This window comes from Lacisediminihabitans sp. FW035 (assembly GCF_054880895.1).
The window spans coordinates 2,395,154-2,415,421 of record NZ_CM142187.1 but is presented as its reverse complement, the minus strand read 5'-3'; the positions used below and the strand labels follow the sequence as shown (position 1 = coordinate 2,415,421).

Annotated in this window: 17 protein-coding genes; 12 read left to right on the top strand and 5 right to left on the bottom strand. The window is 68.2% G+C overall.

Annotated elements, in window-relative coordinates:
• Nucleotides 1–89: 89 nt before the first annotated feature.
• The 7 genes from ACVXZ4_RS11560 to ACVXZ4_RS11530 all read left to right on the top strand — a co-directional run bounded on the left by ACVXZ4_RS11560 (nt 90) and on the right by ACVXZ4_RS11530 (nt 7,755).
• Nucleotides 90–1,061 (top strand): sugar-binding transcriptional regulator, encoded by a 972-nt coding sequence (locus ACVXZ4_RS11560; RefSeq protein WP_461794990.1) that lies wholly within the window; start codon nt 90–92, stop codon nt 1,059–1,061.
• Between the two features lie 4 nt (nt 1,062–1,065).
• Nucleotides 1,066–2,115, top strand: coding sequence for a deoxyribose-phosphate aldolase (gene deoC, locus ACVXZ4_RS11555; RefSeq protein WP_461794989.1), 1,050 nt, complete (start codon nt 1,066–1,068; stop codon nt 2,113–2,115).
• 5 nt (nt 2,116–2,120) lie between these two features.
• Complete coding sequence (locus tag ACVXZ4_RS11550) at nt 2,121–3,650, top strand: aldehyde dehydrogenase family protein (protein ID WP_461794988.1); 1,530 nt, start codon at nt 2,121–2,123, stop codon at nt 3,648–3,650.
• Nucleotides 3,647–4,513, top strand: coding sequence for an aldehyde dehydrogenase family protein (locus tag ACVXZ4_RS11545; RefSeq protein WP_461794987.1), 867 nt, complete (start codon nt 3,647–3,649; stop codon nt 4,511–4,513). Before ACVXZ4_RS11550 ends, ACVXZ4_RS11545 begins: the two co-directional genes overlap by 4 nt.
• Nucleotides 4,514–4,581: 68 nt before the next feature.
• Complete coding sequence (locus tag ACVXZ4_RS11540; RefSeq protein WP_461794986.1) at nt 4,582–5,487, top strand: CAP domain-containing protein; 906 nt, start codon at nt 4,582–4,584, stop codon at nt 5,485–5,487.
• A gap of 72 nt (nt 5,488–5,559) precedes the next feature.
• Nucleotides 5,560–7,062, top strand: a complete 1,503-nt coding sequence (locus ACVXZ4_RS11535; protein WP_461794985.1) for an SDR family oxidoreductase — start codon at nt 5,560–5,562, stop codon at nt 7,060–7,062.
• 99 nt (nt 7,063–7,161) lie between these two features.
• On the top strand, nt 7,162–7,755 hold the full coding sequence (locus ACVXZ4_RS11530; protein ID WP_461794984.1) for a GDSL-type esterase/lipase family protein: 594 nt from the start codon (nt 7,162–7,164) through the stop codon (nt 7,753–7,755).
• A gap of 13 nt (nt 7,756–7,768) precedes the next feature.
• Here ACVXZ4_RS11530 and ACVXZ4_RS11525 read toward each other — a convergent pair whose 3' ends face one another.
• Nucleotides 7,769–9,094 carry a M20/M25/M40 family metallo-hydrolase gene (locus ACVXZ4_RS11525; protein WP_461794983.1) on the bottom strand — a complete coding sequence of 442 codons (1,326 nt, stop codon included), beginning with the start codon at nt 9,092–9,094 and terminating at the stop codon, nt 7,769–7,771.
• A gap of 59 nt (nt 9,095–9,153) precedes the next feature.
• Between ACVXZ4_RS11525 and ACVXZ4_RS11520 the strand changes: the two genes are divergently transcribed.
• From ACVXZ4_RS11520 to ACVXZ4_RS11510, 3 genes are all read left to right on the top strand, one after another.
• Entirely contained in the window at nt 9,154–9,522 is a 369-nt protein-coding gene (locus ACVXZ4_RS11520; RefSeq protein ID WP_461794982.1) for a DUF6804 family protein, read from the top strand.
• A gap of 147 nt (nt 9,523–9,669) precedes the next feature.
• The gene (locus tag ACVXZ4_RS11515) at nt 9,670–10,209 is read left to right on the top strand and encodes a hypothetical protein (protein ID WP_461794981.1); all 540 of its coding nucleotides are present in this window, start codon (nt 9,670–9,672) and stop codon (nt 10,207–10,209) included.
• 361 nt (nt 10,210–10,570) lie between these two features.
• Nucleotides 10,571–12,100 (top strand): stealth family protein, encoded by a 1,530-nt coding sequence (locus tag ACVXZ4_RS11510; protein WP_461797970.1) that lies wholly within the window; start codon nt 10,571–10,573, stop codon nt 12,098–12,100.
• Here the strand turns inward: ACVXZ4_RS11510 and ACVXZ4_RS11505 are convergent.
• Nucleotides 12,097–13,059 carry a phosphodiesterase gene (locus ACVXZ4_RS11505; RefSeq protein WP_461794980.1) on the bottom strand — a complete coding sequence of 321 codons (963 nt, stop codon included), beginning with the start codon at nt 13,057–13,059 and terminating at the stop codon, nt 12,097–12,099. The two genes, ACVXZ4_RS11510 and ACVXZ4_RS11505, sit on opposite strands and share 4 nt — an antisense overlap.
• A gap of 398 nt (nt 13,060–13,457) precedes the next feature.
• Here ACVXZ4_RS11505 and ACVXZ4_RS11500 point away from each other — a divergent pair, with 398 nt between their 5' ends.
• Complete coding sequence (locus tag ACVXZ4_RS11500) at nt 13,458–15,668, top strand: DEAD/DEAH box helicase (RefSeq protein ID WP_461794979.1); 2,211 nt, start codon at nt 13,458–13,460, stop codon at nt 15,666–15,668.
• 12 nt (nt 15,669–15,680) lie between these two features.
• Here ACVXZ4_RS11500 and ACVXZ4_RS11495 read toward each other — a convergent pair whose 3' ends face one another.
• Nucleotides 15,681–17,090 carry a maltokinase N-terminal cap-like domain-containing protein gene (locus tag ACVXZ4_RS11495; protein ID WP_461794978.1) on the bottom strand — a complete coding sequence of 470 codons (1,410 nt, stop codon included), beginning with the start codon at nt 17,088–17,090 and terminating at the stop codon, nt 15,681–15,683.
• A gap of 360 nt (nt 17,091–17,450) precedes the next feature.
• Between ACVXZ4_RS11495 and ACVXZ4_RS11490 the strand changes: the two genes are divergently transcribed.
• Entirely contained in the window at nt 17,451–17,855 is a 405-nt protein-coding gene (locus ACVXZ4_RS11490; protein ID WP_461794977.1) for a hypothetical protein, read from the top strand.
• A 3-nt stretch (nt 17,856–17,858) separates the two neighbouring features.
• Here the strand turns inward: ACVXZ4_RS11490 and ACVXZ4_RS11485 are convergent, their stop codons facing one another.
• Complete coding sequence (locus tag ACVXZ4_RS11485; RefSeq protein ID WP_461794976.1) at nt 17,859–18,749, bottom strand: aminodeoxychorismate lyase; 891 nt, start codon at nt 18,747–18,749, stop codon at nt 17,859–17,861.
• A gap of 16 nt (nt 18,750–18,765) precedes the next feature.
• The gene (locus ACVXZ4_RS11480) at nt 18,766–20,241 is read right to left on the bottom strand and encodes an MFS transporter (protein ID WP_461794975.1); all 1,476 of its coding nucleotides are present in this window, start codon (nt 20,239–20,241) and stop codon (nt 18,766–18,768) included.
• Nucleotides 20,242–20,268 lie beyond the last annotated feature (27 nt).

Below are 20,268 nucleotides of genomic sequence, written 5' to 3'. Positions count from 1 at the left end.
CCCCTGCTCACATGAGCGAATTGCGCGCAGATGTTGAATCCCGTCCTCCATCGGCATAGCGTGGGGAGCGGGGAATTCAGGGAGGCGCGATGACAACGGCGGCGGAGATGCTCTCGGTGCGCGCCGCCGAGCTCTATTACGAAGAGAACAAGACCCAGGACGAGATCGGGTCGCTGCTCGGGCTCACCCGGTGGAAGGTCGGTCGACTCCTCACCCAGGCCCGCGAGCTCGGTATCGTACGGATCGAGATCGTTCATCCGCGCGCCCGGAAGCTGTCGATGGAGCGGGACCTGTGCGAGCGTTTCTCCCTTTCGGACGCGGTGGTCGTGCCCTCGCCCGCCGACGGATCCAGTGTCGCCGACCGGGTGGCCGAGGCCGCCGCGGACTACCTTCGCGCCCTACGCCCCGTCCCGGCCTCCCTCGGGGTGAGTTGGGGACGCACCCTCGACGCGATCGCCGAGCACCTGCCGGACGGCTGGGCGCACGGCGTCGACGTCGTGCAGATCAATGGGGGAGTGAGCCTCAACCGGCGGGCGGGCACCGCCGCCTCGACCGCGGTCGCGATAGCGCGTTCCGGGGGAGGGCAGGCCACCCTTCTCCCGAGTCCGGCGATCCTCGAACACCGTAAGACCCGGCTCGCGATCGAAGCGGACCGCACCGTCGCGGGCGTGCTCGACAGGGCTGCCGGGGCATCCGCCTACCTCTATAGCGCCGGCGTGGCCGATGAGAGCTCCGTGCTCGTCGACAGCGGCTATCTCAGCCGGGAGGATGTCGCACAGCTGGTAGGCCGCGGCGCCGTCGGCGACGTCGTCGGCCGCTACATCGACGCGGACGGAAACATCGTCGACCACGAGCTCGACGGCCGAACCGTGGGGATCTCCCTCGAGCACCTGCGGTCCGCGGCCGTCGCGATCGGCGTGATCTCCGGTGAAGCGAAGCAGGCGATCGCCCGCGCGGTCGTCGGAAGCGGGCTCTGCTCGGTCTTCATCACCGACGAGACGACGGCGAGAGCCGTGCTCGATCTTCCGCATTCAGGCACCACCCTCCAGGAAAGAAGCTGATCGCATGACCATCGAAGAGGCGACACCGCTCGCCGCACCCGCCAAGGCACGGGAACCCCTCGCCTGGGCAGAGCGGGCCACCCGGCTCATCGGCGGCGACCTCACCGAGAAGAGCCTCCGGCTCCATCTCGAGGGATTGTCGGGAGTCGACGCCGTCGGCCTCGAAGCCCGGGCAGCATCCCTCGGAACGCGCTCGATCAAGACCTCCTCGAAAGCGTGGGCGCTCGACAAGATCATCGAACTCATCGACCTCACAACGCTCGAGGGCTCGGACACGCCCGGCAAGGTGCAGTCGCTCGTCGCGAAGGCGATGATCCCCGACCCCTCGGACCTGACGACGCCGCGCGTCGCCGCAGTCTGCGTGTATGGCGACATGGTGCCCTACGCGCTCGACGCCCTCGGGTCCGCCGGGGGCGAGTCGGGCATCCACGTCGCCGCGGTCGCCACCGCGTTCCCCAGCGGCCGCGCCTCCCTACCGGTGAAGATCGCCGACACGAAGGATGCAGTGCGTTTCGGAGCCGACGAGATCGATATGGTGATCGACCGCGGTGCCTTCCTCTCCGGTCGCTACGGCCTCGTCTTCGACCAGATCGTTGCGGTGAAAGAGGCCTGCCGTCGCGAGGACGGCACGTACGCCCACCTCAAGGTGATCCTGGAGACCGGCGAGCTCACCACCTACGACAACGTGCGCCGGGCATCCTGGCTCGCGATCCTCGCCGGGGGCGACTTCATCAAGACCTCGACCGGCAAGGTCGCGCCGGCCGCAACCCTACCGGTCACCCTGCTCATGCTCCAGGTCGTGAACGACTGGTACCGGCTCACCGGCGGGGCGAACGGCGGCGAGAAGATCGGAGTGAAGCCCGCCGGCGGCATCCGCACCTCCAAGGACGCGATCAAGTACCTCGTGACGGTCGCCGAGACCGTCGGCGAGGAGTGGCTGCAGCCGCACCTCTTTCGGTTCGGGGCCTCGAGCCTGCTCAACGACGTACTTCTGCAGCGCCAGAAACTCACAACCGGCCACTACAGCGGCCCCGACTACGTAACGGTGGACTGACCACGATGACCGAAAACAACCGCTTCCTCGACTACGCTCCCGCTCCGGAATCCACCGCCATCCTCACTCTGCGCGAGTCGTACGGCTTGTTCATCGACGGCGAATTCTCCGACGGCCACGGTGAGTCCTTCTCGACCATCTCGCCGGCCACCGAGAAGAAGATCGCCGAGATCTCCAGCGCGGATGCATCGGACGTCGATCGTGCCGTCGCCGCCGCCCGCCGTGCCTACAGCCGCACCTGGTCGAAGCTCTCCGGGGCGGATCGGGGCAAGTACCTGTTCCGGATCGCGCGACTGGTGCAGGAGCGTGCCCGGGAGCTCGCCGTGGCGGAAAGCCTCGACAACGGCAAGCCGATCAAGGAGTCGCGGGATGTCGACGTGCCCCTGGTGGCCGCGTGGTTCTTCTACTACGCGGGATGGGCCGACAAGCTCGACTACGCCGGCCTCGGACCCAATCCCCGATCGCTCGGAGTCGCCGCCCAGGTGATCCCGTGGAACTTCCCCCTCCTGATGCTCGCCTGGAAGGTCGCTCCGGCTCTCGCCGCGGGCAACACCGTGGTGATCAAGCCCGCCGAGACGACTCCGCTGACGGCACTGATCTTCGCCGAGATCCTCCAACAGGCCGACCTTCCCGCCGGAGTTGTGAACATCATCACCGGCGCCGGGGACACCGGGTCGCTGCTGGTGAATCACCCCGATGTCGACAAGGTGGCGTTCACCGGATCCACCGCGGTCGGTCGTGCCATCGCCCGCTCCACCGCCGGATCCGGGAAGAAGCTCACGCTGGAGCTCGGGGGCAAGGCGGCGAACATCGTGTTCGACGACGCCCCGATGGACCAGGCGATCGAGGGGATCGTCAACGGCATCTTCTTCAACCAGGGCCACGTCTGCTGCGCCGGGTCGCGGCTGCTCGTGCAGGAGAACGTGAAGGACGAGGTGGTCGACCGGCTCAAGGCGCGCCTCTCCACGTTGCGCCTCGGTGACCCGCTCGACAAGAACACCGACATCGGTGCGATCAATTCGCGGGCCCAGCTCGACCGCATCCGCGAGCTGTCCGACATCGGCGAGGCCGAGGGAGCCGAGCGCTGGACGGCGGACTGCGAGATTCCGGCGAACGGATTCTGGTTCGCGCCCACCATCTTCACGAATGTCTCGACAAGCCATCGCATCGCCCGCGAGGAGGTGTTCGGACCGGTGCTCAGCGTGCTGAGCTTCCGCACACCGGCCGAGGCCATCGCGAAGGCCAACAACACTCCGTATGGTCTCTCTGCCGGCATCTGGAGCTCGAACGGCAGCCGAGTGCTGGGTGTCGCGGACAGGCTCCGAGCCGGAGTGGTGTGGATCAACACCTTCAACCAGTTCGACCCGGCCAGCCCGTTCGGCGGCTACAAAGAGAGCGGCTATGGGCGCGAGGGTGGTCGCCACGGCCTCGCCGCCTACCTCGAATCCTCCGGCTGGAGTGCCCCCGGTGGTCGAGTGGCGCCGTCCGCGGCGCGTGTCGAGACCCCGCTCACAAAGAAAGCAGCCTCCAAATGACCCGCCTCGCCGTTCCCAAGACCTACAAGCTCTACATCGGCGGCAAGTTCCCGCGCAGCGAGTCCGGCCGTGTCTACGAGGTCGCGAGCTCGAAGGGGGTGTTCCTGGCCAACGCTGCGAAGGCGTCGCGCAAGGACGCTCGGGATGCCGTGGTCGCCGCCCGCGCCGCGAGCTCCGGCTGGGCCGGCGCAACCGGCTACAACCGCGGCCAGGTGCTCTACCGCATCGCCGAACTGCTCGAAGGGCGTCGCGCCCAGTTCGTCGACGAGCTCCGTCTGAGTGAGGGACTCTCCGAAGGGGCAGCGCAGAAGCAGGTGGACGCCTCCATCGACGTGTGGGTCTGGTACGCCGGCTGGGCGGACAAGTATGTGCAGGTCGCGGGCAACGGCAACCCGGTGAGCGGACCGTACTTCAACATCTCCACCCCGGAACCGACCGGCGTGGTCGCCGTGATCGCCCCGCAGAAGTCGAGCCTTCTCGGACTGGTCAGCGTGATCGCGCCGGTGCTCGTCAGCGGTAACACGGTGGTGGTCGTGGCGAGCGAGAGTTCTCCCCTCGCGGCGATCAGCCTGGCCGAGGTGCTGGCTACCAGCGACGTGCCCGGCGGAGTCGTCAACGTGCTGACAGGGTCCGCAGCCGAGATCGCCCCCTGGCTGGCGAGCCACGCCGATGTGAACGCCCTCGACCTCGCGGGAGCCGGTGACCTTGCCGGTGATCTCAGCTGGGTCGATCTTCAGATCGCCGGGGCGGAGACCCTCAAGCGGGTGCTCCCGCCGGAAACCGGCGTGCCCGCGCCCTCCGTGGAGCGGATCACCTTCTTCACCGAGACGAAGACGGTCTGGCACACGAAGGGCATCATCTAGCCGTACCGCCGGCGTGCCCCCGGTTCGGGGGCGCGCTGAGCGCGCGTGCCCCCGTCTAGGCTGGGCGGATGGTGCATCGGGGGAGGGTCACGGTTCGGCGCGCACGGGCGGCCATTGCGGTCGCGGTGCTCGTGGTCTTCGGGTTGACGTCCGTCGGAGTGACGGGTGCATCGGCATCCGAAGCGGATACGATCGCCGCCCTGGTGAACCAGGCGCGGGCCAGCGCCGGGTTGCCGGGGCTCATCCACAATCCGGCGATGGATGCGGTGGCGCTCCAGTGGGCCAACCAGATGGGTGCGGCCCAGTCCATGACCCACAATCCCAACTACAGCAGCCAGATCCCGTCGGGGTGGAGCCGTGCAGGCGAGAACGTCGCCATGGGCCAGCCGACCCCGTCGGCGATGCACACGGCGTGGATGAACTCCCCGGGCCACCGGGCCAATATCCTCGGAGACTTCACCGACATCGGGATCGCCTTCGTCACGGTGAACGGAACGACCTGGGGGGTCGAGGACTTCGGCAAGTACGCCGGCCACGTCGGGGCTCCCGCGCCGGCCCCAGCCGCCGCGCCGGCCCCAGCCCCCGCGCCGGCTCCAGCCGCGGTGCCCAAAGCGCCGCCCCCCGCGCCGGCTCCGGCACCCAAGCCCGCGGCGCCGGTCGCGGCGGCACCGGCCGTCCCGGCTCCCGTCGCAGCCGCTGCGGTGCCCGCGCCCTCCGCCTCGGCCGCACCGGTCGCAACTCCTGGCCCGACACCGGTCGCGGGTGCCCGGCGGGGTGCCTCCCCGGCCCCGTCCGCCTCGGCATCGGCGGATCCCGGCTCGGAGTCCGTGATCCTCAGCGCCTCAGACTCCGCCCCGCAGAAACCCTTTCCGTTCGGCTACATCATCGGGGGCATCCTCGTCATCCTCGGCATCGCCGGGGGAATCTACGGCCAGCGGATGCGCATAAGGGGCCGTCGCCCACCACGGTCATAGCGCGCAGAGCGGGACGAGTCAACCCGTCCCGTTTTCCTGCGGGTTTCCAGCCGCCGTCCTTACAGTTGTTCCATGGCAGAGGCGACGGGCAAGAGGGTACTGGTCACCGGGGCGACGGGCTACATCGGCGGCCGGCTCGTGCCGAGATTGCTGGATGCGGGCTACCGGGTGCGGGTCTTCGTGCGCAACCCGATCAAGCTCACCGATGTGCCCTGGGCCGACCAGGTGGAGATCGCGACGGGCGACCTCGGTGACGCCTCGGCCGTCGAGTCGGCGGTCGACGGTGTCGATGTTCTGTATTACCTCGTGCACTCGATGGGTGCAACGGGCCAGTTCGAGCAGACCGAGCGCGCGGCCGCGACCACGGTCGCGAAGGCCGCGAAGGCCGCGGGAGTCTCGCGCATCGTCTACCTCGGTGGGCTGCATCCCGATGGTGAGCTCTCGCCTCACCTGAGGTCTCGCGCGGAGGTCGGGCGCATTCTGCTCGACTCCGGAGTGCCGACGGCGGCGCTTCAGGCGGGCGTCGTGATCGGCTCGGGATCGACGTCCTTCGAAATGGTGCGCCACTTGACCGACGTGCTTCCCTACATGCCCGCGCCGCAGTGGGTGCGCAACTTCATCCAGCCGATCGCGATCCGCGACGTGCTCTACTACCTCGTCGCCAGTGCGGAGCTCCCCGACGACGTGAACAGGACCTTCGACATCGGCGGCCCCAACGTGCTCCGCTATGGCCAGATGATGAACGGCTATGCCCTCGAAGCCGGTCTCAAGCAGCGCCCGATCGCTTCCCTTCCGGTGCTCACCCCGTGGCTTGCCTCCCAGTGGGTCAACCTCGTGACGCCCATCCCGCGCGCCCTTGCCGTGCCGATCATCGCCTCGCTGCAGTACGACTGCGTGGTGCACGAACACGACATCGAGGACTTCATCCCCGACCCGGAGGGCGGGCTCACCCCGTACCGCCGGTCGGTTCGGCTCGCCCTCGGCAAGATGCGCGATGGTGCGGTCGAGACCAGCTGGCAGGACTCGGCCGTCAGTGGTGCTCCGAGCGACCGGCTGCCGAGCGATCCAGAATGGACCGGGCACACCGTGTACACCGACCTGCGGGAGCTGCACACGACCGCACCCTCCGACCAGGTGTGGCGGGTGATCGAGGGCATCGGCGGCGATAACGGCTGGTATTCCTTCCCCGTGGCCTGGGCGGTCCGCGGCTGGATGGACAAGGTGGTCGGCGGAGTGGGACTGCGCCGGGGTCGCCGCAACGCGGCCCACCTCAACGCGGGCGATGCCCTGGACTTCTGGCGGGTGGAGGAGCTCGAGCGAGGACGATTCCTGCGCCTCCGGGCGGAGATGAAGGTGCCGGGCGGGGCCTGGCTCGAACTCAGCGTCACGCCCGACGAGGTGAACGGTGGGTCGAATTACCGCCAGCGCGCGGTCTTCTTCCCGCAGGGCCTCGGCGGGCGTCTCTACTGGTTCAGCGTGCTGCCGTTCCATGGCGTGATCTTCGCCGGGATGGCCGGCAAGATCACGCAGACGGCGGAGGCGCAGGTGCTGGCGGACAGCAAGATCGCGCACTGAGGCACCGGAGAGCGGGTCTTCCCTAGCCTTTCCCAGCGCCGCGAGACATGATGGAAGAGCACGCACCGACTCTTTGGTGCGACCTTGGGAGGTCACACAATGACTGCAGACACGGTAGTTTTTCTCGGCGACAGCCTTACGCAGGGGGGCGACTGGCAGGGATGGTTCCCCGACCTCAACGCCATCAACCTCGGCGTCGGGGGCAATACGACCGATGATGTGCTCGCGCGGCTGGAGGAGGTCGTGGCACTCGACCCCGACGAGATCGTGCTGTTGATCGGCACAAACGACCTCGGGATGCGCCGCAATGTCGAGAGCCTGGTGCGCAACATCCAGTCGATCCTCGTCGACCTGCGCCGGGACCTCCCCGGGTCGCGGATGCTCGTGCAATCGGTCATGCCGCGCGGGCGGGAGTTCGCCGATCGCATCCGCGAGGCCAACATCCACCTGCGTCAGTTCTCCGCCACCGTGCACGCGCAATTCCTCGACCTTTGGCCGACAATGGCCCTGGAGGACGGGGAACTCAATCCGGCCTTCTCCGACGACCGCCTTCACCTCAACGAGGCGGGCTATGAGGCGTGGCTGTCGGAGCTGCGCCCGGCCCTCGTTCGCCTGCGTGACCTGCCTCCGATGACCAGTCCGATCCGGGCGATCATGATCGACGACTACGCCCGCCCGACGCCCCCCAACTGAGCAGGAAGCGCAGTCAGAGCCTGCCGACGAGCCGGGTGTAGAACTCCACCCCTCGCAGCAGCGTCGCCACGTGCATCCGTTCGTCGATCGCGTGGAGGGTGCCGCGTTCGTCCGTCGACATCTCGAACGGACTGAAGCGGTAGACGAAGTCGCTGATGCGGGCGAAGTAACGGCTGTCACTCGCCGCCATCATCACGTAGGGCGTGACGATCGTGCCGGGGTAAGTCTCCTCGATGGTGCTGCGCACCAATTGCCAGGCTGGACCGCTGGTCGGTGAGACCGGCGAGGGCTCGTTGGGGTGGAGGATCTCCAGCCGCACCCGGGGATCGCCGATTGAACGGCGCACGTGTTCGACCGCGGCGGTGACGGACGAATCAATCGCCACCCGGATGTTCACGGTGGCGACCGCCCGCTCGGCGAGGGCGTTCGCGGCCTGGCTCCCCTGCAGCATCGTCACGGCCTGCGTGGTGCGGATCATCGCGCTGGTCTCGGGCCCGAGGCGTGCGAACAGCACAAGCAGGAGCGGTTTCGTGAGCCACAGGTTGGTGAAGATCCAGCGAAGGGGAGCGGATGCGTGGCCGCCGAGGGTGCGGATCATCTCCGTCGTCGTGGGAGTGAATCCGGCCCGGAACGGCCGGTTGTTGAGTCGTACGATCGCGGTGGCGAGGCGTGCCGTCGCGGAGAGCCGAGGAGGCGTCGAGGCGTGTCCGCCCTGCTGCTCCACGGTGAGAGTGAGGCTCAGGATGCCCTTCTCGCTCACTCCGACCACCGCGATCGGCCCGGCGACCCCCGGGAAGATGTCTTCCACGACGGCCCCGCCCTCGTCGATCACGAGGGACGGGCGGATGCCGCGGGACTCGAGCAGCTCCACGATGGCGCGGGCTCCGCTGCCCTCGGTCTCCTCGTCGTGGCCGAAGCTCAGGTAGATGTCGTGCTCGGGCTGATGGCCGGCCGTGACCTGCGCCTCCACGGCCTCGAGGATGCAGGTGAGGGACCCCTTGTCGTCGAGAGTTCCGCGCCCCCAGATCAATTGCGCATCGCCTTGCCCGACGAGTTCGGCGGCGAACGGCGGATGCGTCCAGCCCTCGTCTGTAGCGGGCACGACGTCGTAGTGGGCCATGAGCACGGTCGGGGGTCCCGCCGTACGGCCGGCCCAGCGGTACAGCATCGAGTAGCCGCCGACGAGCTCACGGGTGAGCGCGGCGTGGGTCGCCGGATACAGTTCGGGAAGCAGGGCGACGAACTCGTCGAACGGCGCCCAGTCGGTGTCGGCAACCGGGAGTCTCGAGATCGTCGCAAGGCGCACCAGTGCCTGGAGGTGGGCCACGGGATCAGGCATGGGTCCATCCTGCAACACCGCGCGCGTGCCCGGTGGCGCACCTGCGGGAGAATGGACCAATGACTTCGTACCCGACACCCGAGTTCCGGCGCCCGGCCCTTGCCCCGGGCATCCTCGGGGCGATCGTACTGATCGCGGGGCTCGCGCTTCTCGATAACCCCGGCGGGTATCTCTTCATCAAGTTCGGCGTCGCGATCCTCGCGTTGATCATGTGCGTCTTCGCCTGGCAGGCCGGGCAGTGGTGGTGGATCATCGGTCTCGCTGCGATCGCAGTGGCGTGGAATCCGATCTGGCCATTCGCGTTCAGCGGGCAGGTATGGGTCGCTTCGCAGTTCGTGGCCGCGCTCCTCTTCGTGGCGACGGGCCTCCAGGTGAAAGTGGTCAATCCGGAGGACCGAAACCGGCCGAGGGCGGGCGCGCGGCGCTGACCTCCGTCGGGCCGTCCTCAGGGGTCTCATAGGCTCCTGAGGGGTGGTTGGCGGGTCAGTCAGTGGCCGGGCATAGCAGCCAGGGCCACAGTGGGGCATCAGGGTGGGAAAAACCGTCACCCTCCTTCACCCCGTCAGGAGAACGTCATGGTCGACACGACCCCGCTCAACCAGAACCCGCAGGATGACGAGCCGGAGCTCGAGAACGCCGGCGCTCCGGTCGCAGCGGATGAGGCCGCGCCCGATAACACCACGGCCCCGATCGAGACTGCGGAAGCTCCGGCTGCACCAGCGCCGGCACCCGGCACGCCCGCGGTGGCCGCGCCAGTCGCCTCGGCACCCCGGTCGCGGCGCGGACTCGTGCTCGCCGGAAGCATCGTCGCCGCGGTGATCGTGCTTGGCGGCACCTTCGGCGGCGGCGTGCTCGTCGGTACCTCGGTCACCGGCGACCACGGCTTCTCCGATGCGCAGCGCGGACCCGGCGCCCCCGGTATCTCCGGCGGCGATGGAGCGCAGGGTGGCCCAGGGGTGCAGGGCGGTCCAGGCTCCCAGGATGGACCCGGCCGGCCGGGCACGCAGAAGGGCGACACCGGTAGCGGGACGCGCCCCGACGGCGGTCCCCGGGGCGGGACGGGCGCCGGCAACGGCCCCGACAACGGCTCCGGCAGCGGCTCCGACAACGGCTGAGTCCCCAGCGCGACGCGGAACGGCGCGGATGCGGCCGGCTCGCGGCATCCGGCAAGCGAGTCGGGAGATGTTGTGACTCGACCTGCCGCACAGCCGCATTCGCTCCCGACTCGATGGCTCGGATGCCCGTCGCGGTGCTGAGAACGACGGTGCATCGAGCGACGCCGTGCGCCGCAACGCCTGCCCGCAGAGCCGCACAGGGCAACACGCTAAAATGGGGTTGGCTGGAGATCCGCACCTCACGACGGTGACGGATCGGGCTCGAACGATTGGGCTCGAATTGACCGACAACACTGTGAACGACCGGACGGTCACCCCGCCTTCCGCGAACCCGTCGGCGTATCTGGCTCACGAACTCCCGGTGCCGTCGTTGCGCACGGACCTCGTGCTCGCTAAGGGGCGGCTCGCGCTGCTGAACACCGGTGCGACGCCGCTCGAGGCGATGACCGAAGACCTGCTCTTCGTGCGCTCGGTGCTGGATGTCGCGGGCATCGACTTCCTCCTCGTGCGCGGCAATGACAGCCGACCGGTGCTCGCGGTCGACTGGCGGGACCGCAAGGTGCTGCGCACCGCCCTCGCCCGCGCCTGCGTCGACGAGCCCTTCTACTCGAAGCCGGCCGACGGATCCGGTGGCGAAACGGTACTACTCGCCGACGGGCGCCTCGCGCGGGATCCGAAGACGCGGGCCGTGGTGCTCTTCCGCCCCCGGATCACCGCGGAGGGCGCCCTGCGGTACGGAGCGGCGACCGGGGTGCGCCTCGAGCTGTGGAAGTCGACGGCGGACGCCTTCCTCGCCCCGGACGAGAACGCGCTGATGCGCACGACCCTTCCCCGCGAGGAGGCCGTGCGCGCCACCGTGGAGTTGTACGGCCAGGAATGGCCGACGCTCGAAGGGATGTTCGCGCCCCAGGCGAAGGACGTCGATTTCGACATCGACCTCGTCTTCTCATGGGTGGACGGCGCCGCGATCGAGTGGCAGCGCGCCCGGGCCCGGCGCATGAAGGCCTACGTCGTCGGCGAGGGCGACGACTCGCACGCGCGGTTCCGTCAGCTCGACGAGCTGAAATACGCCCTCCGCTCCGTCTATCTCTTCGCCCCCTGGGTGCGCAACATCTACATCGTCACCGATTCGCCGCGCCCGGAGTGGCTTGCGGAGCATCCGCGCGTCACCATCGTGCCGAGCGAAGAGTTCTTCGCTGACCCCTCCGTGTTGCCGACGCACAATTCCCAGGCCGTGGAGAGCCAGCTGCACAACATCCCCGGTCTCAGCGAGCACTTCCTCTATTCGAACGACGACATGTTCTTCGGTCGAGCGGTCTCGCCGGACATGTTCTTCTCACCGGGCGGGGTCACCAAGTTCATCGAGGCGACCACTCGCATCGGAATGGGGGAGTCGAACCTCGCCCGCAGCGGGTTCGAGAATGCCGCAAGGGTCAACCGCCGTCTCATCCAGGAGCGCTTCGGCCGCACGATCACGCGTCATCTCGAGCACACGCCGACCCCGCTGCGCAAGTCGGTCATGCAGCAGCTCGAGGCCGAGTTCCCCGAGGACTTCCGGCGCACGGCGGCAAGCACCTTCCGGTCGGCGACCGATATCTCGGTCACCAACTCGCTCTACCACTACTACGCGTGGGTCACCGGGCGCGCGGTCGCCCAGACGGATGCCACGGTCATGTACGTCGACACGACGATGCGGGCGGGCCTCGCCGAGATGACGACCCTGCTCAAAAAGCGCAACATCGACATGTTCTGCCTCAATGACGGAAGTTTCCCCGAGCTGACGGCCGAAGAGCGTGCGGCGGCCGTGCGGTCGTTCCTCGACTCGTACTACCCGATAGCTGCCCCGTGGGAACGCGCCGTCGACGAGGTCGTACCGGCGGATACCCTCTAAACGACGAGGAGTTCGCGCGTCGGCGGGTGAAGTTCTTCGTCGGTGATCGGCACCTCTGGCGGTGGCGGCAGGGTGCCGCTCGCGGGAAACTCGACGCCGTTCCGTGCGAGGATCAGCGCGGTCTCCGCGGCATCGACGTAGGAGACCGCGGCATCCTGTCCAAGGGGGACCACCGAGTGCAGCACGGTGTTCTCGTAGATGTGCACGAGGTTGAACGCCTGGGCCCCGTCACGCCCGCGCGTGCCTCCGACCGGCACGTTGAGATCCTGCGTGTAGCAAGTGGCCGAAGCCACGGAGACCGGGATGCCGGCGAAAGTGGAGTTGGTGGAGTAGTGGAGATGGCCGGCGATGATGCTGCGCACATCCGAGCCCTGCAGTACCTCGGCGAGGCCGGCCTGCTCGCGCAACTCCACCATCACCGCGAGGTCGAGCACGCTCGGGATGGGTGGGTGGTGCATCGCGAGGATCGTGCCGTGGGGCGCGGGGGAGGCGAGTTCCTCGGCGAGCCAGTCGAGCTGGTCCCCGGTGACTTCACCGTAGTGGTGGCCGGGCACCGTCGAATCGAGGGCGATGACCCGCAGGCCGCCGATCCAATACACCCGGTCGACGGGAGCGGCGGACGGATGCTGGCCGAGGAGCGCAGCACGGAACGATCCGCGATCGTCGTGGTTGCCCATGACCCAGATGACCTGCGCGCCGTAGCGGAGTGCTGCCGGCTCGACTATCGCCTTCAGTTCCTCGTAGGCGACCGGGTCCCCGACATCCGCGAGATCCCCGGTGATGACGATGGCCTCCGGGCGGGCGCCGGACTCATCGAGTTCGGCGAAGAGCTGGCGAAGGTGCGTCTCGCTGTCGACGGTGCCGCCGTAGAGCCCCACACCGCCGGCGACGAAATGGGTGTCGCTCAGGTGGACGATGAAGTGGTCGGGCCGTGGATATTGGGCCGTATAACCGGACATGAGCCAATCCCATCACTCCAAGCTGGCCAGCGGGTGAACAAAGCGCGGCGATCCCTACCCCAAATCGGGGGAGAGTCGTGCACGGATAGCAGGCCGGACCGCCTAAACTGAGTGCAGCACCCGTTCATCCCATGTGTGGCCCCGGCCTTTCGGTACTTGAGACTTCTCGGCACCGGATCGTCTGACTCATTTCTGCCAGACGCCTCGTCGGTCCGATGCCTTACCGATTCACCCGAGTACCGCTTCGACGGGGTACCTCACCCGGACCGCTCCACACACGGATGCTCGGTCACCATTGGCACTTTCTCGTGCGGCCAACCGGTCCCTCCTCCCGAGGGACACCTCCTCGGAGCTCGGTCGGTCGACTCGCAGGCAGCGCTCAGAGACGCAGGAGAAGCATGGCTCGGTCCGGCCAGGGACAGTCCGCCCAGAACCAGGGTGGCCAAGGTAAATCGACGCAGCGCCGGTCATCGACGCGCAAGCCCGCGCAACAGAAGTCCGGGCAGCAGAAGGCCCAGCAGCGCCGGTCGCGCGGCACCGATGACGCCGGGGTCATCCCCGTGCTCGCGCGCGCCGTTCGCGAAGTCGAGGGAGCCGCAGAACGCGGAAAGGTCGGCCCGTCCAACCGCACCAAGTTCCAGGTGATCGCCCTGCTCATGCGTGAAGAGCGCGCTCGGGCGAAAGCCGACCGCGAAGTGACGGATGCCGAGCGCACAGAGGTGCTCAAGAGGCTCGACGGCGTCGCCACGATCCTGGCCAAGACCGCCGCGCGGGACACCTCGCTGATCCAGCTCCTCGCCGAGGAGACCGCCGTCACCGATGCGGCGCGAACGCTACGCCGGGATATGCTCATCGCCGCCGGCGCCGAGCTCTCACCCGACGAGCTGATCATCGTCAAAGAGCCGGACCCGATCGCGCCGGCCGCCGAGCGCCAGGTCGTCCCGCAGTCCGTGATCGCCCGCCAACTCTCCAACCCCTTCCTCGCCCCCGACTTCAGCCAGACGCTGAAGGTCGCTCCGGTCACCCACCGTCTCGCCAACTGGGAGCTGCTCGAGCCGCTCTTCCGCGCGTTCGAGTACGGGTCCGGCGGCCAGGTCGCGAGCATGGACCTTCCCGAGCCGACCGCGGCAGATCGGCGGGTGCCCGCCGGACTCGAACTCTTCCACCACCAGGCCGAATTCATCGCGAGTGCCCGTGAGGGTCACCGCAGCTACCTCCTCGCCGACGAGCCGGGGCTCGGGAAGACCGCGCAGGCGCTTCTCGCCGCCCAGGTCTCGAGCTCCTATCCCCTGCTCGTCGTAGTGCCGAACGTCGTCAAGATGAACTGGGCGCGGGAGGTGGAGCTCTGGACTCCGCAGCGGTCGGGCACGGTCATCCACGGATCCGGAGAGAACCTCGATGCCTTCGCCGACGTCGTGATCGTGAACTACGACGTTCTCGACCGCCACATGGGCTGGCTCGGAACCCTCGGGTTCAAAGGCATGGTCGTCGACGAGGCCCACTTCATCAAGAACCGCGAATCCCAGCGTTCGAAGAACGTCCTCGCCCTGGCGAAGAGCATCCGCGCCCGTTCGCCGCGCGCGCTGATGATCGCGCTCACCGGAACCCCGCTCATCAACACCATCGAGGACTTCCGTGCGATCTGGCAGTTCCTCGGCTGGATCGACGGGGAGAAGCCGACGGCGAAGCTCATGCAGGAGCTCGAGGAGAACGGCCTCACCCCGGCCGATTTCGGGTTCTTCGCCGAGGCTCGCCAGACGGTGATCGACATGGGAATCGTGCGCCGCAAGAAGATCGACGTGGCCGCCGACCTGCCTGCCAAGCGTGTCGCCGACATGCCCGTCGAACTCGATGACGACCTCGGGCGATCGATCCGCCAGGCCGAACGCGAGCTCGGCCTCCGCCTGCTCGCCCGCTACCGGGCACTCCTCAATGCGCGCACCGAGCGCGCCGACATCCCGCATCCCGAGCTGGTGCGGATGGTCGCGAAGGCCGAACTCGAAGAGTCGAAGGCCGCAAAGACCGGCGAGAACGTGTTCACGATGGTGCGCAAGATCGGCCAGGCGAAGGCCGTGCTCGCGGCGGACTACACCGCCCAGCTCGCGCGTTCCGTCGGCAAGGTGGTGTTCTTCGCGAAGCACATCGACGTGATGGATATCGCTGAGGAGACCCTGGCGAAGCGAGGCCTCACGACGGTGTCGATCCGAGGGGACCAGACGGCCGCGTTCCGCCAGAAGCAGGTGGATGCGTTCAACAACGATCCGGATGTCTCGGTGGTCGTCGCCTCCCTCACCGCGGCCGGCGTCGGACTCAACCTGCAGGCCGCGTCCAACGTCGTGCTCGCCGAGTTGAGCTGGACGAGCGCGGAGCAGACCCAGGCGATCGACCGCGTGCATCGCATCGGACAGGTGGAGCCGGTGACCGCCTGGCGGATCATCGCGTCGCAGACCATCGATGCGAAGATCGCGGAACTCATCGACAGCAAGGCGGGGCTCGCCGCGCGCGCCCTCGACGGCGACGATTCGGACGTCACCGGTGAGTCGAGCGTGCAGCTCGACGCCCTCGTGGCCCTGTTGGAAGACGCGATCGCCGCGGCGGACCGCGGCTAGCCGCGCGTTTCCCTAGGCCGTCGCGGACCGCTCGATGAGCCTGGCGATGGCGAGAGTAGGGATGGCGAGCCAACCCGGGCGGTTGCGCGCCTCGTAGACGGCCTCATAGAGCGCCTTGTCGATCTCGAAGGCGTCGAGTACCGCGCGGTGCTCGCGAAGGTCTCTACCGGACCGCTCGATGTACCCGTCGAGGAAGGCGCGGCGGCAGGCGGACGCCCAGGCGGCTGCGGATTCACCGGGGTGCGCGAGCTCGAAGGATCCGGCGACATAATCGAAGGACCGCAGCATTCCCGCGACATCCCGCAGCGGGATGTCGGGAAGCGAGCGCTCGCTCATCGGGCGCATCGGCTCGCCCTCGAAGTCCAGCACGACCCAACCGCGTCCCGGCACCGACAGCACCTGTCCGAGGTGGAAGTCGCCGTGGATGCGCTGAAGAGCCGGCCACGGGCTCGCCGCGGCCTCCTGGTAGACGCCCTCCAGTGCGGGGCGATAGCCGGCAAGCGAGGGAACCTCGGTCGCCGCGAGTTCGAACCGGTATCTCATGCTGGCTACCGTGGTGGCGATGTCGGACGGGGTCGTGGCGCGGGACGGGAGCGCGGAGTGCAGCGTCTCGTGCATCTCTGCGGTGGTGACTCCCAGCGCCCTGGCCCGCTCCGTGAAGTCCTCGGCGACCTCCACGGCCTGCAGCGCGACCCGCCAGGCGTCTTCGACCCCTGGCAGGAACTCCTGTGCGAACGCGAGATGGCCGGTGGCGATCCCCTCCGGCATTCCGCTGTCGGTCCAGAGGCCGGTCACATGCCCGATGGATCGGGGCGCAACAGAGCTGCCTGCCGCACCGAGCGCTTCGGTGAGGATGACATCCGGGTTGTCGCCGTGATGGAGCGCGCGGAAGAGCTTGCAGATTATCGGCGTCGACGGCGCGCCATCGGCTGTCGCTGTCTGGAAGATGATCGAGGTGTTGGACTGCTCCCCGCCGAGCACGCGCGACGAGAGGTACCGCACGGGAGTCGAGTCGGGGGTGTGGTGTCCGCGCGCGACGAGCGGGCCGCCGCTGTTGAGTGCCGCGGGTCCATCGGTCTCGTGGGCCTCGCCGTCGTCGAGGATCATCCGCAGCAGCGCCTCGGCGAAGGCCGGGTCGTGCGGACCGTCGTAGATGTAGCGGCGGCCTGTCTCCACGTCGAATGAGGCGACGAGGGCGTTCTCCCCGCCCGGCAGTGGCGCACTGCGCTCGGTGAGCGGCACCTGGTAGAGCAGCGGATGCTCGGCGTGGTCGAGCACGAGGTACACCCGGATCACGGCGGACCCTTCCGGGTCGGCGAGGCCGAATCCGCCGATGACCTCGAGTCTCGGTGCGCGAGACTTACCGGCGAACCAACGCTGCCGCGTCATCCAAGTCTCGAGATAGTCGGGAACGCCGGTCACGGGCACCTCCAGCGATGGGGGCGCGGGGCGCCGTCAATGGGACTTCTCTTACCCTACGCAGCGCCGGCACACTCGGGCACCCCTTGACACGCTCGACCACACGACAGGATGCGGATTCCCCCTGTTCGGGGGAGCCCCGCTCTGGGGGCAGACACGGGCCTCACCAGCTCATATTCTCTTTATCAGCACCACCGGGGGACACCTGGGCGGCGGCGACTTCGCGAGAGTCATAAGGCGGGATACGGGGGTATGCCCGATCTTCTCCTCTCGCAGAAACGAAGTCGTCGCCCCCATGGACCCGAACTCTGCGCCTGGCTGACATCTCGCCATCCGCCCATTTCGGTGCCCCATAATATGCAGATGATTTCTGCCTCCCTTGCACTCGAACTCCGGCTCGCCGGGGTGCGCTGGCGTCCCTCGTCGGGCGATTCCTTCGTGATCACCAGAGAGGGCTTCGAAAGCGACGTCTTCGTCGTGAGCGACATGACCATCGAATCGCACGAATTCGAGACCGGCACGATCCTCGGATTCAACGGCACCACGGAATGGGCGCTCGACTCCGTCGCCATCGAGGATGCCCTGTGGTTGCCGCGCGAAGACCAGCTTCGGGAGCTTCTCGGCGGCACCTTCGAGTCCCTCACCCGCACCGCGGGCGGCTACACCGTCGCGGTGACCGTCGGCGGCGACCGTTCGGAGTGGGAGGCCGGCCAGCCGGCCGACGCCTATGCGTCCGCACTTCTCCGGCTGGTGCGTTCCACGGTCTGAGGGCTACTCCCGCAGGGCGAGGAGGAAGGCGTTCATCGCGGAGGTCAGCTGCCTGTCGACCGCGAGCGGCGCATCGTCGAGCCGGCGCACGGGGGCGGCGAGACGAACGCTCGACACCAACCAGACCGCATCCGCAGCGGCGAGCTCCGCCGGAGACGGCAGGGCCAGACCGGTCTTCAACCCCCGACTCTCGGCGAAACCGAAGAGGTTCGACTGGGTCGTGCCATCGAGGATGCCGAGCCGCGGTCCCGGGGTGAGGATGCGGTCGCCCACCCGGTACACCACGGTCGACGATGGCCCCTCGAGCATGTATCCGTCGCTGGAGACGAAGATGACGTCGTCTGCACCGCGCCGCGCGGCTTCACGCAGGGCGGCGCGGTTCACGGCGTAGCTCAGCGTCTTCGCCCCGGCGAGGAGCCAGGGCGAGGTCGACTCCACATCGTGGCGATAGCCGCGATCGAGGGTGACAACGGCGATGCCGTCGCCCCGCGCCGCGCTGTAGTCCGCAGTTGCGCTGGCGAAGGCCCACCCGGTGGGACGGTCGTCGCCCTCGATGCCGCGGCTCAGCACGATCTTGACGGAGGCTTCCGCGACGGGATCGATCGCGCCGATCGCGGTCGTGATCGCGGCGCGCCAGCCCGCGGCATCCGGAACGGGCAGGTCGAGGAGTTCGGCCGACCGCGCGAACCGTCGGAGATGATGTTCGAGGGCCTGCGGCGACCCGTGACCGACCCCGATCGTCTCGAAGATGCCGTCGCCGCGGGTGGCGGAGAGGTCGAGCGCGCTGAGCACGGGGGTGCCCGGGTCGACGAGCGCAAGGGCCGGGGCGCCGACGACGTGGGGCGGGGCATCCGCCGACGGCTGGTTGAGCAGGATCAGGGCTGAGGATGGCACAGTGCCAGTCTGCCGGTCAGCGCTCGGGAAGGGTGATCGGCATGCTGGCCGTGTTGCCGTACTCGCGTCCCCGGCGGGGGATGAAAACGGCGATGATCACCCCGGCAAGGGCTACTCCGCTTCCCATCGCGAAGATCAGGCGGAACGCGTCGCTGGTGGGGATGGCGACTCCGCCGGCCATCACGAGGTTGGAGGAGATGATGAGTCCGACGAGGGTCGCTGCGACGGTGGAGCCGAGGGTGCGCATCACGGAGTTGAGCCCGTTCGCGGCCGCGGTCTCGCTCGGAGGCACCACTCGCATGATCAGGGTGGGCATCGCGGCGTAGGCAAAACCCACGCCGAAGCCCACGATCGTGGACACCAGGATGATGTGCCAGACCTCGCTGTGGAGCCAGATGGCGATGGCGAATGCGACCGTGATGATCAGGCCGCCGAGGATCAGGCTGGTGCGCGGCCCGCGCGCATTGGACAGCCGGGCAGCCACCGGGGACATGAAGAACATGACCAGACCGAGCGGCATGAGGCAGAGGCTCGCCACGATGAGCGTCTGGCCGAGACCCACGCCGGTGGTGGTCGGAGCTTCGAGGAGCACCGGGAGCGCCGCCGTCGTGATGAAGAACGCGAATCCGACCGAGATGGAGGCGAGGTTGGTGAGGAGCACGGGGCGACGCGCGGCGACGCGCAGATCGACGAGCGCGTCCGGGGTGCGGAGCTCGATGAAGCCCCAGATCACCAGCACGACGACGCCGCCGATGAGGAGGGCAAGCGTGGTGGGGCTCGTCCAGCCCCATTCGCTTCCCTTCGAGATCCCGAGCAGAATGCCGACGAGCCCGATGGCGAAGCCGATGGCGCCGACGAAGTCGAACCGGCCACCCGCACGAAGGGTCGACACCGGGATGATGGTGCCCACGAGCACGATCGCGAGGATCGCGAGCGCGGTGGCCAGCCAGAAGAGATAGTGGTAGTCGAAGTTCTGGGCTATCACGGCGGCGACCGGCAGCCCGATGGCGCCGCCGACCCCCAACGTCGCACTGACGAGGGCCACCGCACCGCCGAGGTGCTTGGGGTGGATCACGTCGCGCAGGATGCTGATGCCGAGGGCGATCACGCCGAGTCCGACCCCCTGGAACACCCGGCCGACGATCATCGGGATGAGCGTGTTGGAGAGCGCCGAGATGATGGATCCTCCAGCCATCAGCATCAGCAGCACCATCACCACGCGGCGTTTGCCGTACATGTCGCCGAGGCGCCCGCTGATGGGCGTCGAGATCGCCGCGGCGAGAAGGGTGGAGGTGAGCACCCAGGTGGCATCCGCCGTGTTCGTGTCGAGCAATTCGGGGAGTCGCGGGATGATCGGCGTCACGAGAGTCTGCATGAAGGCAGCGATCAGACCGGTGAGGGCCAGCGTCGTGGTGATGGCACGGTCGCTCGGGCGTCGCGTGAGCCTGGCGCGTTCGGCGGCCGAGAGCGGGTTATCCGAGGAGGAGGGCATCAGATCACTCTATGCCCGGTCGCGCAC

What these genes read in the sequence shown, in the direction of transcription:
- ACVXZ4_RS11560 (WP_461794990.1), top strand. Translation starts at nt 90, where the DNA reads ATGACAACGGCGGCGGAGATGCTCTCGGTGCGCGCCGCCGAGCTCTAT.
- deoC (WP_461794989.1), top strand. Translation starts at nt 1,066, where the DNA reads ATGACCATCGAAGAGGCGACACCGCTCGCCGCACCCGCCAAGGCACGG.
- ACVXZ4_RS11550 (WP_461794988.1), top strand. Translation starts at nt 2,121, where the DNA reads ATGACCGAAAACAACCGCTTCCTCGACTACGCTCCCGCTCCGGAATCC.
- ACVXZ4_RS11545 (WP_461794987.1), top strand. Translation starts at nt 3,647, where the DNA reads ATGACCCGCCTCGCCGTTCCCAAGACCTACAAGCTCTACATCGGCGGC.
- ACVXZ4_RS11540 (WP_461794986.1), top strand. Translation starts at nt 4,582, where the DNA reads ATGGTGCATCGGGGGAGGGTCACGGTTCGGCGCGCACGGGCGGCCATT.
- ACVXZ4_RS11535 (WP_461794985.1), top strand. Translation starts at nt 5,560, where the DNA reads ATGGCAGAGGCGACGGGCAAGAGGGTACTGGTCACCGGGGCGACGGGC.
- ACVXZ4_RS11530 (WP_461794984.1), top strand. Translation starts at nt 7,162, where the DNA reads ATGACTGCAGACACGGTAGTTTTTCTCGGCGACAGCCTTACGCAGGGG.
- ACVXZ4_RS11525 (WP_461794983.1), bottom strand. Translation starts at nt 9,094, where the DNA reads ATGCCTGATCCCGTGGCCCACCTCCAGGCACTGGTGCGCCTTGCGACG.
- ACVXZ4_RS11520 (WP_461794982.1), top strand. Translation starts at nt 9,154, where the DNA reads ATGACTTCGTACCCGACACCCGAGTTCCGGCGCCCGGCCCTTGCCCCG.
- ACVXZ4_RS11515 (WP_461794981.1), top strand. Translation starts at nt 9,670, where the DNA reads ATGGTCGACACGACCCCGCTCAACCAGAACCCGCAGGATGACGAGCCG.
- ACVXZ4_RS11505 (WP_461794980.1), bottom strand. Translation starts at nt 13,059, where the DNA reads ATGTCCGGTTATACGGCCCAATATCCACGGCCCGACCACTTCATCGTC.
- ACVXZ4_RS11500 (WP_461794979.1), top strand. Translation starts at nt 13,458, where the DNA reads ATGGCTCGGTCCGGCCAGGGACAGTCCGCCCAGAACCAGGGTGGCCAA.
- ACVXZ4_RS11490 (WP_461794977.1), top strand. Translation starts at nt 17,451, where the DNA reads ATGATTTCTGCCTCCCTTGCACTCGAACTCCGGCTCGCCGGGGTGCGC.
- ACVXZ4_RS11480 (WP_461794975.1), bottom strand. Translation starts at nt 20,241, where the DNA reads ATGCCCTCCTCCTCGGATAACCCGCTCTCGGCCGCCGAACGCGCCAGG.